Source organism: Pararhodobacter sp. CCB-MM2, assembly GCF_001691415.1.
Taxonomy (GTDB): Bacteria; Pseudomonadota; Alphaproteobacteria; order Rhodobacterales; family Rhodobacteraceae; genus Pararhodobacter.
Genome location: NZ_LRRR01000011.1, coordinates 12394 through 28278, shown reverse-complemented (window position 1 = coordinate 28278; position 15885 = coordinate 12394). Strand labels below are relative to the sequence as shown.

Genomic DNA, 15885 nt, shown 5'->3' with positions numbered 1-15885 from the left:
GAATGCAACTGATCGCACGTTTCCTGACCCAACCCGCTGCTGGCGCCTTCCTCAGCTTCCTGGGCATCATCCTGTTCTACGTCCTCTTCGGCGGCGTCGACCTCGGCAACCTTGCGGGCGCCGCCAGCTGGGTGAACCTCGCCGCCAATCTCGGCATCGTCGCCATCCCTGTGGGCCTGCTGATGATCTCGGGCGAGCTCGATATCTCCATCGGCGCGATGATCCCTGCCGGGTCCATGACCACTGCCATCCTGTCGGGCTATTACGACCTGCCGATCATCGTCGGCATGCTGGGGGCCCTGAGCTTCGGGGCGCTGGTCGGGCTGGTCAACGGCTTGCTCACGGTGCGCACATCGGTGCCGTCGCTGATCATCACGCTGGGCACGCTGGTCGCGATGCAAGGCATCGTCCTTGCGGGCTCGGTGCTGGTCACGGGGGCTGCCAGCGTGCCGCTCGCCGCGCCGGACTGGGCGAAGTTCCTCTTCGGCCAGCTCATCGGCGGCAGCCATCAGGTCGTCATCCTGTGGTGGCTGGGCTTCGCGCTGCTGATGGGCTTCGTCGTCCACCGCACGCCCCTGGGCAACTGGCTCTTCGCGCTGGGCGGCGACAAGGAAAGCGCCCGCAATGCCGGGATCCCGGTGCGCGGGATGACCATCGGCCTGTTCATCCTCTCGGCGACCTCAGCGAGCTTCGTCGGCATGTGCCAGGCGATCCTGTTCAACTCGGCGCAGGTCTCGGGCGGCATGAGCTACATCTTCAACACCGTGGTCAGCGTGGTCGTCGGCGGTGTGCTGCTGACCGGAGGCTTCGGCTCGGTGCTGGGGATCGTGCTGGGCACGCTGACCTTCGCCATCGTGAGCCAGGGCATCTACTTCACTGATATCGACCGCAACTGGTCGAACCTGATCATCGGCGCGACGCTGCTGCTGGCGGTTCTGATGAACGAGAGCTTCCGCAAGTTCGCGCTGAACTATTCCCCCCGCAAGAAGGCGAGGAACTGAGCCATGAGCGATACCACTCCTGTCCTGGAACTGCGCAAGGTCGACAAGTCCTTCGGGCCCATCGACGTCCTCCACGAGATCTCGCTGAAGGTCCGCGCGGGCGAGGTGCTGTGCCTCCTGGGGGATAACGGCGCCGGAAAGTCGACGCTGATCAAGACCCTCGCCGGTGTTCACAAGCCAACCCGCGGCGAGATCCTGATGGATGGCGAGGCCGTCACCTTCGACCGGCCCAAGGATGCGGCTGATCGCGGCATCGCCACCGTCCACCAGTTCGGCGGCACCTTCCCGTTGATGTCGATCGGGCGTTCCTTCTTCGTCGGGGTCGAGCCGACCAAGGGTTGGGGGCCGTTCAAGATCTTCGACCGCAAGACTGCGAACGAGATCGCCGTGAAGGCGGTGCGCGATTTCGGCATCACCCGGATCGAAGATGGCGACCGGCTAGTCGGCGGCCTCTCGGGCGGGGAACGCCAGTCGCTGGCCATTGCCCGCGCCGTCCATTTCGGCGCCCGCGTGCTGATCCTCGACGAGCCTACGGCGGCTTTGGGCGTGAAGCAGGCGGCGCATGTGCTGCGCATCGTCGGCGAGGCGCGCCGCCGGGGCCTCGCGGTGATCTTCATCACCCATCAGGTGATGCATGCCATGGCCGTGGGTGACCATTTCGCCGTGCTGATCCGCGGCGCCATCGCCGCCGATTTCCGCAAGGGAGAGAAGACCCGCGAAGAGATCACCGACCTGATGGCCGGTGGCGAGTCGATGGCCGATCTGGAGGCCTCGCTCGACACCTACATGGAAAACCACGAGGGCCACGCACCCCAGCCCGCCGCCTGATCCGACCGACCGGCCCGATGGGGCCGCACCCTGAATGCTCCCTCACCCGCAGGACGCGGGTGGGTTGATCCCCTGCACCCTGAACCAAGGACAGTTGAGATGAAGATCGCCCTCGACCCGTTCATGCACCGCCACCTCAGTCTCGAGGATCTGCCCTTCAAGGTGAAGGAGCTGGGTTTCGACTGGATCGAAATGAGCCCACGCGGCGATTTCCTCGAATGGTTCAAGGCGCCCCGCGTCTTCCCCGAGCGGATCCGCAGCTTCAAAAAGGCCCTGAAGGACGCCGATGTCGGCATCGCGAGCCTGCTGCCGATGTACCGCTGGGCCTCGAATGACGAGACCGAGCGTCAGGCCGCCGTGAAGCATTGGAAGCGCGCCATCGAGATCTGCATCGAGATGGAAGTGGACACCATGAACTCGGAATTCGGGCGCGGCCCGCACCCCGACAAGGGCGGCTGCTATTGCTGCCACACCGGCTCGATGATCGAGGCCTGCGAGGATGCCTGGTGGCGCTCGATGGAAGAACTCGTGCCGATCTTCGAACGCGAGGGCATCAACCTGCATATCGAGCCCCATCCCGAGGATTGGTGCGAGACCCTGCAGCCCGCGCTGGACATCATCCGCACGGTCAATAGCGACCGGGTGAAGTTCCTCTATTGCGCGCCGCACACCTTCTATTTCGGCGACGACACCAAGGCCATGCTGCGCGAGGCCAAGGACGTGCTGGCTCATGTCCATGTCGGCGACACGTTCAACCACAAGGCCAGCTCGGGCCTGCGCTACATCCTGAACCCGCCGGGCACGCAGGCGCGCGTCCACCAGCATCTGAACATCGGCCAGGGCGAAGTGCCGTGGGACGATTTCTTCGGCACGCTGCACGAGATCGGCTTCGACGGGATCATGACCTCCTGCGTCTTCGCCTGGGAAGACAAGGCAGACCATTCCGGCAAATTCCAGCGCGCGGAAATGCAGCGCTACATCGACAAGTTCTGGGGGACGAAATGACGCTCAAGGTTGGGGTCATCGGCACCGGCATGATCGGGCAGGATCACATCCGCCGCCTGACGCAGGTGCTGTCCGGCGTGGCCGTGGTCGGCGTGACCGACATCGACCGCGCCCGCGCCGAAGCCGCAGCACCCAAGGGCGCCGAGGTCTTCGAGACGCCGCAGGCGCTCATCGCCTCGGACAAAGTGGAGGCCGTGGTCATCTGTTCCTGGGGCCCGGCGCATGAGGAGCAGCTTCTGGCCTGCATCGCCGCCGGAAAGCCGGTGTTCTGCGAGAAGCCGATGGTCACCTCGGAAGCCGCCGCTTTGCGCGTGATCGAGGCCGAGGTCGCCTTTGGCCGCCGCCTCGTGCAGGTGGGGTTCATGCGCCGCTTCGACGCCGATTACCGCCGCCTGAAGGCGGTGATCGACGGCGGCAGCCTCGGCGCGCCCTTGATGTATTACTCGAAGCATCGCAATGCCGCCGTGCCCGAGGGGCTCTATACCTCGGAGATGCCGCTCAACGACACGCTGGTGCATGACGCGGATATCGCGCGCTGGCTCCTGTCCGACGAGATCGTCGGCGTCGAGGTCCGCCTGCCGCGTCGCTCGCGTCAGGGCGGCGAGTTGCGCGACCCGCATCTGGTGCTGCTGCACATGGAGAGCGGCGCGATCGTCGATGTCGAGATCTCGGTCAACATCGCCTATGGCTACGACATCCGGGGCGAGGTGAGCTGCGAGCAGGGCATCGCCGCGCTGCCGAACCGCCCCGCCGCCGTGGTCACCGACAAGAACGGCATCCGGCAGGCCATCCCCGAGGATTGGCGCGAGCGCTTCATCGAGGCCTATGACCAGGAATTCCGCGAATGGATCGTCGCGGCCGGGCAGGGGACGGCGACCGGCCCCTCGGCCTGGGACGGCTATGCCGCGACCCTGACTGCCGATGCCGCCCTGCGCGCCGTCGACAGCAAGGCCTATGAGCCCCTCACCATGATCGCCAAGCCCGCGCTTTACCGCGCCGGTGCGGCCTGAACGCTGCGCAGGAGAGCGAGCGATGAAACTGTCCATCTGCACCGACGTGATGGGGAACCTGTCCTTCACCGACATGCTCGACAAATGCGTCGCGCTGGGGGTCGAGGGGATCGAGATGACGGGCGGCGGCTGGTCGAAAGGCCCGCATTTCCGCGCTGACGAATTGCTGGCCGACAAGGGGCTTCTGAAGTCGAAGCTGGCCGAGATCGAGGCGCGCGGGCTGAAGATCGCCGCGCTCAACTGCTCGGCCAATCCGCTTGATCCGGGCGCGATGGGCAAGCGGCATCTGAAGGAAATGAAGGAGACGATCACGCTGGCGGGCGAGATTGGCGTGGAAACCGTGGTCACCATGTCCGGCCTGCCCGAAGCAGCGCCCGGCGACATGGTCCCGAACTGGCTGGTCTACACCAAGTCCTGGCCCGACGAGATGCCCGAGCGCGACCGCTACCAATGGGAGGACCGCGCCTTCCCGCTCTGGCACGACCTCGTCGCGCATGGCAAATCCGCCGGGATCAAGCGGTTCGCGCTGGAAAACTTCTCGGCCATGCTGGTCTGGAACCCCGAGACCCTGTTCCGCCTTCGTAACGAGGTCGGCCCGACCGTCGGCATGAATCTCGACCCCTCGCATCTGTTCTGGAAGGGCGCGGAGCCCATCGCCGTCGCCCGCGCGCTGGGCGAGGCCATCCACCATGTCCACGGCAAGGACACCCGCATCGAGCGCGGCGTGGCCGATGTGAACGGTCTTCTGGAGCTGAAGGACGTGACCGACGTGAAGAACCGCGCCTGGAACTACGTCGCGGTCGGCGCCGGGCATGACCTGCAATACTGGAAGGAGTTCTTCTCGGTCGTCGGCATGATGGGCTACGACGGCTGGGTGTCGCTGGAGATGGAGGATTTCACCATGTCCACCGAGGCCGGCATCCGCTCGTCCATCGATGCGCTCCAAGCCTCGATCATCCGCTGATGTACAAGTTCATCATCACCCTCGACCTGCAGCCCGGCACGCGCGACGCGGTGATCGCCCGCGCGCCCGAGGCGCAAGAAGCGACCCGCGCCGAGGCCGGTTGCCTGATCTACGATTTCTACGCCTGCACCGACGATCCCGACCGCATGGTCTTCGTCGAGGCCTGGGTCGATCAGGCGGCACATGCGTTCCATCTCGAGCAGGCGCATACCAAGCGCTTCATCGCCTTCCACGAACAATTCCACCGCAAGCTGACTTTTGAGACCGTCAATCCGGCGGCCTGACCGGCTGAGACAAGGGCATCGACCATGACCAAGACCCTCGACGTCATCACCATCGGGCGCGCCGGCGTGGACCTTTACGGGTCGCAGATCGGCGGGCGGCTCGAGGATATGGGCTCCTTCGACAAATATATCGGCGGCAGTCCGACCAACATGGCCTGCGGCACCGCGCGGCTGGGCCTGAAATCGGGGCTCATCACCCGCGTCGGCGACGAACATATGGGCCGCTTCATCCGCGAGGAGCTGGTGCGGCACGGGGTCAATGTAGACGGCGTGAAGACCGATCCGGCGCGGCTGACGGCGCTGGTGATCCTCGGCATCCGGGATCAGGAGCAGTTCCCGCTGATCTTCTACCGCGAGAATTGCGCCGATATGGCGCTCTGCGAGGACGATATCGACGAGGCCCATGTCGCGTCCTCCCGTGCCGTGGTCGCGACGGGCACGCATCTGGCGCATGAGACCCCGCGCGCGGCGGTGCTGAAGGCCCTGCGCTTGGCGCGGGCGCATGGGGGCCGCACGGCGCTGGACATCGACTACCGGCCCAACCTCTGGGGCGTGGCCGGGCATGGCGACGGCGAAAGCCGCTTCGTCGAGAGCGCGCGCGTCACCGCCAGCCTGCAGGAGGTGCTGGGGGAGTTCGACCTGATCGTCGGCACCGAGGAGGAATTCCACATCGCCGGCGGCTCGACCGACACGATCACCGCCCTGCGTGCCGTCCGCGCGGTCTCGGGCGCGACGCTGGTCTGCAAGCGCGGCCCGATGGGCGCCGTGGCCTTCGAGGGCGCGATCCCGGATAGCCTCGATGACGGCCAGACCGGGCCGGGCTTCCCGATCGAGGTGTTCAACGTGCTGGGCGCGGGCGACGGCTTCATGTCGGGCCTGCTGAAGGGCTGGCTCGATGACGAGGATTGGCCGACCGCGCTGAAATACGCCAATGCCTGCGGGGCCTTCGCGGTCTCGCGCCATGGCTGCGCGCCTGCCTATCCGTCCTGGGAAGAGCTGCAATTCTTCTTCCAACGCGGCGTGGTCCGCCCGGATTTGCGCAACGATGCGGAGCTGGAGCAGGTCCATTGGGCAACCAACCGCCACGGTGATTGGTCCAGCGTGAAGACCTTCGCCTTCGATCACCGGATGCAGCTGGAGGAAATGCCCGGCTATTCGCTGGAAAAGGGCGGCGCGTTCAAGCTTCTCTGCCTCAAGGCGGCCTCGCAGGTGCAGGACGGCCAGCCCGGCTATGGGATCCTCTGCGACAACCGCATCGGACGGGCGGCTTTGCATGCCGCCTCGGGCTCGGGCCTCTGGATCGGTCGGCCGACCGAATTGCCCGGCTCGCGTCCCATCGAGTTCGAGCCCGAACTGGGCCCCGACATGGGCCAGCTGCGGGAATGGGCGCGCGAGAATGTGGTGAAGCTTCTGGTCTTCTGCCACACCGATGACAGCGCCGAGACCCGCGCGCTGCAAGAAGCGCGCGTCAAGCGGCTGTTCACGGCGGCGCGGCGCAACAACTTGGAATTCCTTCTGGAAATCATCCCGTCCAAGGTCGCTCCGGTCGATGACACGACCAGCGCCGTGCTGATCCAGCAATTCTATGACGCGGGCATCTACCCCGATTGGTGGAAGCTCGAACCCTTCAAGACCGAGGCCGCCTGGGCAAATGCCGTCGCCGCCATCGAGCGTAACGATCCGCGCACGCGGGGCATCGTGGTCCTCGGCCTTGACGCGCCCGAGGCCGAGCTGGCCGCGAGTTTCGCGCTGGCCGCCAAGCAGTCGCTGGTCAAGGGCTTCGCGGTCGGCCGGACGATCTTCGGCGATGCGGCGCGTGGCTGGATGAAGGGTGAGATGAGCGATGATGAGGCCGTCGCGCAGATGGCCGGGCGCTATGCCCGCCTGTGCGACATCTGGGACAAGGCGCGACTGGATGCGCGCCGCAATGCTGCGTGAGGGTTGGGACATGACGAAAACGATCCGGCTGACCGCCGCTCAGGCGATGGTGAAATGGCTCTCGGTGCAAAAGACCGAGGAGGGCGAGCGCTTCATAGAGGGGATCTGGGCGATCTTCGGCCATGGCAACGTGGCCGGCATCGGCGAGGCGCTGCACCGCTATCGCGATGACTTCCCGACGTGGCGCGGGCAGAACGAGCAGACCATGGCGCATGCCGCCATCGCCTATGCCAAGACCAAGCGGCGGACGCGGGCGCATGCGGTGACCTCGTCCATCGGGCCGGGCTCGACGAACCTCGTCACCGCTGCGGCGCTGGCGCATGTGAACCGGCTGCCGCTCTTGATGATCTGCGGCGATGTCTTCGCCAACCGCCGCCCCGATCCGGTGCTGCAACAGATCGAGGATTTCGACGATGGTACGGTCAGCGCGAATGACTGCTTCAAGCCCGTCGTGCGCTATTTCGACCGCATTACGCGGCCTGAGCATCTGCTAACCTGCCTGCCGCGCGCGCTGGCGGTGATGACCGATCCGGCGAATTGCGGGCCGGTTTGCCTCGCCTTCTGTCAGGATGTGCAGGCCGAGGCCTATGACTATCCCGAGGCCTTCTTCACGCCCAAGGTCTGGCGCATCCGCCGCCCCGAACCCGATCCGCGTGAGGTTGAGGATCTGGTCGCGGCGATCCGGGCCGCCAAGCGGCCGATGATCGTCTCGGGCGGCGGCACGCTCTATTCCGGCGCCGAGGCGACGCTCTCGGGTTTCGCCGCCAAGCACAACATCCCCTTCGTCGAGACGCAGGCGGGCAAGGGCGGGCTGTCCTTTGAAGACCCTCTCAACTTCGGCTCGCCGGGGGTGACGGGTTCGGCCTGCGCCAACGAACTGGCCGCCTCGGCGGATCTGATCATCGGCGTCGGCACGCGGTTTCAGGACTTCACCACCGGGTCGTGGACGGTGTTCGGCGAGGCTTCGCGGCGGCTCGTGTCCATCAACCTGCACGGCTATGACGCCACGAAGCACAATGCGATGCCGGTCGTCGGCGATGCGCGGGTGGCGCTGGAAAAGGCCTCGGCCTTGCTGGGTGAGACGCGTTTCGACTGGCACAAGCCGGCAGCGCGGAGCGACTGGCATGATCTCGTGCGCCGGGTGACGGCGGCGCCGAACCATGACGGCCTGCCCTCGGACGCGCAGGTCATCGGCGCGGTGCAACGCGTGGCGCAGGACAACACCGTGGCGATGTGCGCTGCGGGCACCATGCCGGGCGCATTGCAGGTGCTGTGGCAGGCGGCGCAGGGCGGCTATCACATGGAATATGGTTATTCCTGCATGGGTTACGAGGTCGCGGGCGCCATGGGCATCGCGCTGGCCGATCCGTCAAAAGAGGTGATCTGCTTCGTCGGCGACGGCAGCTACATGATGGCCAACAGCGAGCTCGCGACCGCCGTGATGCGCCGCGTGCCCTTCACCATCGTGCTGACCGACAACCGCGGCTATGGCTGCATCAACCGCCTGCAACAGGAATGCGGGGGGGCCGAGTTCAACAACATGTACAAGGACTCATTGGTCGAGGTTCAGCCCGAGATCGACTTCGTTGCCCATGCGGGCTCGATGGGCGCACATGCCGAGAAGGCCGTCTCCATCGCCGATCTGGAAGCCAAGATCACCGCCGCGCGGGGTCGCAACATCCCCAGCGTGATCGTCATCGACACCGAGGCCGTGTCCGGCACCGGCGCGGGCGGGCATTTCTGGGATGTGGCGGTGCCGCAGGTCGGCGGGCCCGAGCGACTGGAGAAGGCCCGCGCGCGCTACACCGAGAACACCGCCAAGCAGCGCGTCATCGACTGAGGAACCCGCCATGCCCGATCTTCTGCGTAAGCCCTTCGGCACCCATGGCAAGGTGCATGACATCACCCCCGCGAATGCCGGCTGGCGCTATGTCGGCTTCGCGCTGCACCGCCTGCGTGCGGGCGAAAGCGTGACCGAGGCCACGGGCGACCGCGAGGTGATCCTCGTAATGGTCGAGGGCAAGGCGCATCTGCGCGCCGCCGGGCAGGATTGGGGCGAGCTGGGCGAGCGGATGTCGGTCTTCGAGAAGACCGCGCCGCATTGTCTCTACGTCCCGAACGGCCAGCATTGGGCGGCCGAGGCGACGACCGATTGCACCATCGCAATCTGTTCCGCACCGGGCATGGGCGGCCACGAGGCGCGGCGCATCGGGCCGGAGGGCATCACGCTGACCCAACGCGGCAAGGGGCCGAACACGCGCTGGATCAACAATATCGCGATGGAGAACGAGGATTTTTGCGACAGCCTGTTGGTGACCGAGGTCTTCACCCCGGCCGGGCATTGGTCCTCCTATCCCAGCCATCGGCATGACGAGGACGACTTCCCGCGCATCACCTATCTCGAGGAGACCTATTACCACCGGCTCAACCCGGCCGAGGGGTGGGGGATCCAGCGCGTCTATACCGATGACGGCGCGCTCGACGAGACGATGGCCGTGCGCGACGGCGAGGTGGTTCTGGTGCCGCGCGGTCACCACCCCTGCGGCGCGCCGCACGGGTTCGAGATGTATTATCTCAACGTCATGGCCGGCCCGCTGCGCAAATGGCGCTTCGTTGCCGCGCCCGAGGTCGAGTGGATCTTTGAGCGGGACGCCTGAGCGACGCGTATAGATGAGGTGCCCCGCGTTTCTTAGACGCCTTGGCGTCTCAGTTTCTGCTGCCGCTCGAAGTCGCGCCGAAGCACAGATGGACTGCCTCAAGCTCTCTGGCGACCGGAGCAGGTCCTGCGACCCCGACCGCCAGACCGCCGAAATTCAGATCCGCAGCGCCATCATGAACCGCTACTCGGCTCTGGGAAGGGCCGAGATCGAGGCCGTCGCCTGACACATGTGGAGAATGGGGCGGATCATCCTGGCGTCTGATTTGCGTAACAAGGTCAAATGGCCACGTAGATTCTACGACCGAGCCCCCGTAGAAAATGGGGGATTGCCGGGAGATGTCAGTCCCAGCTGCCCGAGAGATGAAGACAATTTGATGGGTTCTCGAGCGCAGTGTCTGTCCGCTTTCAACCGGCAGCACTCCGTTCCCCGAGTGTGCCGGAGGGGCGAGAGGTATTCTTAAATATAAATATGTCACCCTTTTCAAAGTGGTAGCTTTTCAAGGCCCGCTACCGTCGAGCTATCGGGAAGTATTCTTCCAACAGGCCACTGGCGCCACCGGACTTTCGTGCTCTACTTTTGCGTGTGTTTTCAGATGTTTCTGGCGTAACCGATAATAAAGAAGTCGGGCTCTACAGCGGGTTGTTTTGTCCGGAGTCCCCACATCCATGCCCGCTATGTTGGTCTCGCGCTTTGTCGCGACTGCTGCTCTGATCCTCGCTTTGTTCATCGGTTCGTCGGGTTCAGGCCGGGCGGCTTCTTTCATCCTCCTTGACCTGTACGAGGCCAGCTCTTCGACCGGGAATATCGCGCTCCTCTCGCGACTCGGGGAGGAGCCTTTGGCACCGACCGCCCGTTTCGTGTCGACGCCGGACAACGATACATTTTCGAATTCACTGAGTTCCGGCGTGCTTCGGGGTGTCGTCACCTGTTCCAACATCTTGATCTGCGGCCCGTCAGGTAGCTCCGGCTACTTCAATCGTCGCGCGCCTACAGGGTCCACGGTGATCTCGGCCGTGACCTTCGTCGCGGATTTCGGCACGCCGTTGGCCATGTATTTCGGCAACCAGACGTTCCTCGTGGTGATTGGAAACGGCAGCAGCTACCGCAGCATCTATGACAGCTTCGGCTCGGTTTCGACATCGGCCAACGCGACGGCTGCCGACATCGCGGCGCAACTCGACAGCTATTTCGCAACCGTTTCCAGTGTCAGCGCTGCAACGGAAACCGAGGGTACCGCCCTTGTTCACACGGTCACCCTGTCGCGCCCGAGCCTTGGGACCGAAGTGCTGGCGTTCAGCCGCACGAATACCACGACCGCCGACGCGGATATCGGTGCAATCAGCTTCTCGAACGGCGTCACGCTTAACGGAAACTCGCTCTACCTGCCGTCCGGCATCAGCTCCTTCACCGTGACGGTGCCCAGCGTTGACGATTCCGACATCGAAAGCGCCGAAAGCTACGCCTTGTTGGTCGGTGGTGTGACGGCGACTGGCACAATCAATGACAATGATTCCAACGTGACGGTGTCGGCCGTCGGGTCCGCGAGCGCGCTCGAAGGCAGTGATCTGGCTCATGCCGTCACCTTGTCCGGCCCGACAAGCAACGTCACCACGCTGGCATTCAGCCTTGCAGACGTCACCAGTACTGCAGCCGATTACGGCGCCCCAAGCTTCTCTGACGGTGTAACCCTGTCCGGCGGGACGCTCAGTGTTCCGGCGGGTGTTGCCAGCTTTACCGTCACGATAGCTGCCGCCGACGACGCAGAGATCGAGGCGACGGAGTCCTACACCTTGACGATTGGCGGCATCGCCGCGACCGGAGCGATCAGCGACAGCGACATCGCTGCCTTCCATGCGGTCAAGACCGCGAGCTTGAGCGATCTCGACGGTATTGCCGGCCCCAGTGCCGGTGATCAGGTGACATGGACCATAACCGTCCATAACGACGGCACTGTCCCCTTGAGCGGACTTCGAGTGATCTCGGACGACATGATCCGGGCCGGCGGCGGGGCCATTTCGGGTTTCGGTGCCAGTGATTTTGGTGCTGCCGGCGTCGCAACGCTGGCAGTTGGCGGAAGCACCACGATGAGTGCGACGTACACGCTGAATCAGGCGGATATCGATGCCGGCGGTCTGATCAACACGGCAACAATTGGCGCGACACCTACAGGTGGCAGCGAGCTCACCGACGTTACGGAAGACGGCGATCTAACGGACGGCAACACCACCGACGATGTCACAGAGCTTACGCTCTCGGCGACGGGCGGGCTTGCGCTGATCAAGAGCGCGACGCTGAACGACGACGACGGCACGCCGGGGGTGAGCGCCGGGGACAGCATCGACTACAGCTTCACGCTGGTGAACACCGGGTCGGTGACGCTGACGCACCTGACGGTCAGCGATCCGATGGTGAGCGTGAGCGGCGCGCTGGCCTCGCTGGCGCCGGGGGCGTCGGACAGCACCGGCTTCACGGCGAGCTATACCCTGACCCAGGCCGATATCGACGCGGGCGGGGTGACGAACCAGGCGACGGCCTCGGGCGCTCTGCCGGGCGGGGGTACGGTCAGCGACACCTCGGGGACGGCGTCGGACAATGACGACGCGACCGAAACGCCGCTCTCGGCGATGGGCGGGCTTGCGCTGATCAAGAGCGCGACGCTGAACGACGACGACGGCACGCCGGGGGTGAGCGCCGGGGACAGCATCGACTACCGCTTCACGCTGATGAACACCGGGTCGGTGACGCTGTCGAACCTGACGGTCAGCGATCCGCTGGTGAGCGTGAGTGGCGCGCTGGCCTCGCTGGCGCCGGGGGCGTCGGATTCGACCAGCTTCACGGCGACCTATACGCTGACCCAGGCCGATATCGACGCGGGCGGGGTGACGAACCAGGCGACGGCCTCGGGCGCTCTGCCGGGCGGGGGTACGGTCAGCGACACCTCGGGGACGGCGTCGGACAATGACGATGCGACCGAAACGCCGCTCTCGGCGACGGGCGGGCTTGCGCTGATCAAGAGCGCGACGCTGAACGACGACGACGGCACGCCGGGGGTGAGCGCCGGGGACAGCATCGACTACAGCTTCACGCTGGTGAACACCGGGTCGGTGACGCTGTCGAACCTGACGGTCAGCGATCCGATGGTCACGGTCTCGGGCAGCCTTGCCTCGCTGGCGCCGGGGGCGTCGGACAGCACCAGCTTCATGGCGAGCTATACGCTGACCCAGGCCGATATCGACGCGGGCGGGGTGACGAACCAGGCGACGGCCTCGGGCGCTCTGCCGGGCGGGGGTACGGTCAGCGACACCTCGGGCACGGCGTCGGACAATGACGATGCGACCGAAACGCCGCTCTCGGCGACGGGCGGGCTTGCGCTGATCAAGAGTGCGACGCTGAACGACGACGACGGCACGCCGGGGGTGAGCGCCGGGGACAGCATCGACTACAGCTTCACGCTGGTGAACACCGGGTCGGTGACGCTGACGAACCTGACGGTCAGCGATCCGATGGTGAGCGTGAGCGGCGCGCTGGCCTCTCTGGCCCCGGGCGCGTCGAACAGCACCAGCTTCACGGCGAGCTATACGATCACGGCAGCGGACGTATTGGCGGGGGCAGTCACCAACCAGGCGACCGGCATCGGCATCCTCGGCGTCGGCAGGACGGTGAATGACCTCTCTGGCACCGCGCAGGACAACGACATCGCGACGGTGACCTTCCTCGGGTCGATCGCCGGCAGCGTTGCCGACATGCGCGGCGCCCGTGCGGGATCGATCGTGACCCTGCTCGAGGCCAACAGCCGGATAGTCCTTGCCTCAAGCTCAACAGACAGTCGCGGCCGCTATAGTTTCATCGGCCTCGAACCGGGCAGCTTCTGTATCCGCTTCGATCATGGAGAGGACGAGGCAGTAATCTCGACACCCGGGGATTCCGTGCGTGGCGAAACGCAAGGGGATCAGGTCTGCGGCATCGACATCGTTCTGGGCGCAAACCGGACTGTCAGCGGTGTCGACGCGGTCATGGTCGACCCGAGTGGTGTTGTCTATGACGCCGTCAGCCGCAGCCCGATCACCGGAGCCACCGTCACGCTGCTGATCAACGGCAGCCCCGTGCCGGACGCCTGGCTCGCCGCGAGCGGAAACCTGAACAACCATGTGACAGGGGCGGATGGGCTCTATTCTTTCCTGCTGCAATCGCCGGCCATTTCGGGAACCTACACGCTGCAGGTCACGGCACCAGGCTATGAGACTTCGACCCTGCTGCCGGCCCATCAGACCGCTTTGACACCGGGTACAGGGCTTGGCGTGCAACAAATCGTGCCCTTTGCCACCGCCCCCGCGGCGGGACAGGATACGACGCATTACCTCGCCTTCGCCATGAATTTCCCAGATTGGACCAATGCGGCCTCGCTGTCGATGGGAGTGGTGCATAACCACATTCCACTCGATCCGACCGGGGTGGCGACGGCCCTCGTTCTGACGAAGACGGCCGATACCACCGGCCTGAATACGCCGGCGCGGGTGGGCGACGTGATCCGCTACACGATCACGGCGCAGAACACCGGCCCGCTGGCGGTGAGCGGTCTGAGCCTCGACGACCCGCTCACTGCGGACGAGGCGCTGGTCGCCGAGACCGGAGTGACGACGGACGGCATCCTCGATCCGGGCGAGACCTGGACCTGGACGGCCACCGTGACGCTCGATGGCACCAGCGTGAACCTCGACCGGATCGAGAATCTCGCGACGCTGACGGCGACTGACGCTTGGGGCGCACCGCTGGTTCTCGAAAGCCGTCCGGGGGGCAACGACATCCTTGGCGCCGGCCATGGGCAGCCAACGGTTGTCGAACTCGCCGGGCTGATCGACGAGATCCGAGATGATCTGCAAGCGATCCTCGAGGATGACTTGCGTGAGACCCTGTACCGGCTGGGCCATAGCTTCTCAGGCTATGCCAGAGGGGCAGCGCAACGACTGCGCAACGGGGCTCCGTCTGGCTGCGAGAGTGAGGACGTTGCACAGACTGACCTGTCGCTGCACGCCGATGACACGGGCATCGAGGCGAGTGGCAACAGTTACCGCGAGGCTTGGGATTGCATCCGACAGGAATGGCGGATCGACACTGTAGAAGTATCGAGTAGTCAGACTGAGCTGTCCGGCAACCAGACGATGGTCAGTTACACCCACCGGGCCGAGCGTCTCATTGGCGCTGATCGCCTTCGGGGCCGCTTCTGGGGCGGGTATCTCAGCCGCACCGACATCCAGCGCTCGGATGCCGAGGGGCGGATCGACGGGATCGGCGTCTACGGCGGGATCTATGGTGCCCGCAGGCTGGGGGCCGAAGGGATGCTCGACTACTACCTCGCTGGAGCAATCGGGCGGCACAGCTTCACTTTCGACTTCCCGCGCGCCGTGACCATCACCGCAGACGGCAGCTACACCTATGCGGCTGTCTTCGCCGGCGCCGCTCTGTCCAGACCGTTCCAGGCTGGTGCCTTGGCGATAGCGCCAAGACTGGGCTTCGATCTGGCCTATGCGCCGGGCGCGCGTGTCTCGCTGACCGCGACCCAAGGGGCCCGCGAGCAAGCCGGCAGCTTCCGGATGGACCGCGTTGGCACCTGGCGCACTTTCGCCGAAGTGGAGTTCCGGCACGAGGTCTCGGAGGGTGATAGCCCCGCTTTGAGCAGCTTTGGCATCACGCCTTCGGTACTATGTGAAGGCGCGCTTGGGATAGAGACAAGCTGTGGTGTGGGGCTGCTCATCGACGCGACGATGCTCAGCCGCGACGGACAGGCCATCTGGACGGCAGAGCTGGACGCCAGTCATACGAGCTTGCGCGAGACCATCGCCCTTAGGCTGTCATATGAGCGGCATTTGCGCGGGATTGACGGGGTCATGCGCCTCGGGGTTTCAGCTGCGGACACCGGTGCCTTGCAGGCGAGCGCTTCGATGATGATGGAGTTCTGACGGTCCGCAATTCTTGTCAACGGTTACAAACCACTTGGCACGCACAGGGGCATGGGCTTGCCGCTGTGCGTGTTGTGGTGGGCGCTGTCCCTTGCAATCGCTGTGACCTGCTCCTGGCCTGCACCCAACGGGTGTTCCGTTTTCGGTCCTAGTGCATGCCCGGGCTCGGCGCTACAGCTGGGCTGTGTTGCATAAATTGAGAGGGGATTCATCCCGGGAATCCAACGTGGTAGCTGGG

At 65.1% G+C, this 15885-nt stretch carries 10 protein-coding genes and 1 pseudogene; all 11 read left to right on the top strand.

The window, feature by feature from the left end:
* The first annotated feature begins 2 nt into the window (after nucleotides 1-2).
* A complete protein-coding gene (locus BCY78_RS12585; RefSeq protein WP_068302290.1) occupies nucleotides 3-1001 on the top strand; it encodes an ABC transporter permease in 999 nt (332 codons plus the stop codon).
* Between the two features lie 3 nt (nucleotides 1002-1004).
* Nucleotides 1005-1829 carry an ATP-binding cassette domain-containing protein gene (locus BCY78_RS12580; RefSeq protein WP_068302288.1) on the top strand — a complete coding sequence of 275 codons (825 nt, stop codon included), beginning with the start codon at nucleotides 1005-1007 and terminating at the stop codon, nucleotides 1827-1829.
* A 99-nt stretch (nucleotides 1830-1928) separates the two neighbouring features.
* Complete coding sequence (locus tag BCY78_RS12575; RefSeq protein ID WP_068302286.1) at nucleotides 1929-2834, top strand: sugar phosphate isomerase/epimerase family protein; 906 nt, start codon at nucleotides 1929-1931, stop codon at nucleotides 2832-2834.
* Entirely contained in the window at nucleotides 2831-3844 is a 1014-nt protein-coding gene (locus tag BCY78_RS12570) for a Gfo/Idh/MocA family oxidoreductase (RefSeq protein WP_068302284.1), read from the top strand. Before BCY78_RS12575 ends, BCY78_RS12570 begins: the two co-directional genes overlap by 4 nt.
* A gap of 22 nt (nucleotides 3845-3866) precedes the next feature.
* Nucleotides 3867-4808, top strand: a complete 942-nt coding sequence (locus BCY78_RS12565; RefSeq protein ID WP_068302282.1) for a sugar phosphate isomerase/epimerase — start codon at nucleotides 3867-3869, stop codon at nucleotides 4806-4808.
* On the top strand, nucleotides 4808-5092 hold the full coding sequence (locus BCY78_RS12560; protein WP_068302278.1) for a putative quinol monooxygenase: 285 nt from the start codon (nucleotides 4808-4810) through the stop codon (nucleotides 5090-5092). The genes BCY78_RS12565 and BCY78_RS12560 overlap by 1 nt, the downstream gene beginning before the upstream one ends.
* A gap of 24 nt (nucleotides 5093-5116) precedes the next feature.
* Nucleotides 5117-7030: a 5-dehydro-2-deoxygluconokinase gene (gene iolC / locus BCY78_RS12555; protein WP_068302276.1), complete on the top strand. Its 1914-nt coding sequence runs from the start codon at nucleotides 5117-5119 to the stop codon at nucleotides 7028-7030.
* A gap of 10 nt (nucleotides 7031-7040) precedes the next feature.
* Complete coding sequence (gene iolD / locus BCY78_RS12550) at nucleotides 7041-8870, top strand: 3D-(3,5/4)-trihydroxycyclohexane-1,2-dione acylhydrolase (decyclizing) (RefSeq protein WP_068302483.1); 1830 nt, start codon at nucleotides 7041-7043, stop codon at nucleotides 8868-8870.
* Nucleotides 8871-8880: 10 nt separating this feature from the next.
* Entirely contained in the window at nucleotides 8881-9687 is an 807-nt protein-coding gene (gene iolB / locus BCY78_RS12545) for a 5-deoxy-glucuronate isomerase (protein WP_068302273.1), read from the top strand.
* A gap of 64 nt (nucleotides 9688-9751) precedes the next feature.
* Nucleotides 9752-9913 (top strand): annotated as a pseudogene (locus BCY78_RS12540) (IS5/IS1182 family transposase); the annotation flags it as partial.
* Between the two features lie 451 nt (nucleotides 9914-10364).
* Entirely contained in the window at nucleotides 10365-15647 is a 5283-nt protein-coding gene (locus BCY78_RS12535) for a DUF11 domain-containing protein (RefSeq protein WP_158515934.1), read from the top strand.
* The last annotated feature ends 238 nt before the right edge of the window (nucleotides 15648-15885 follow it).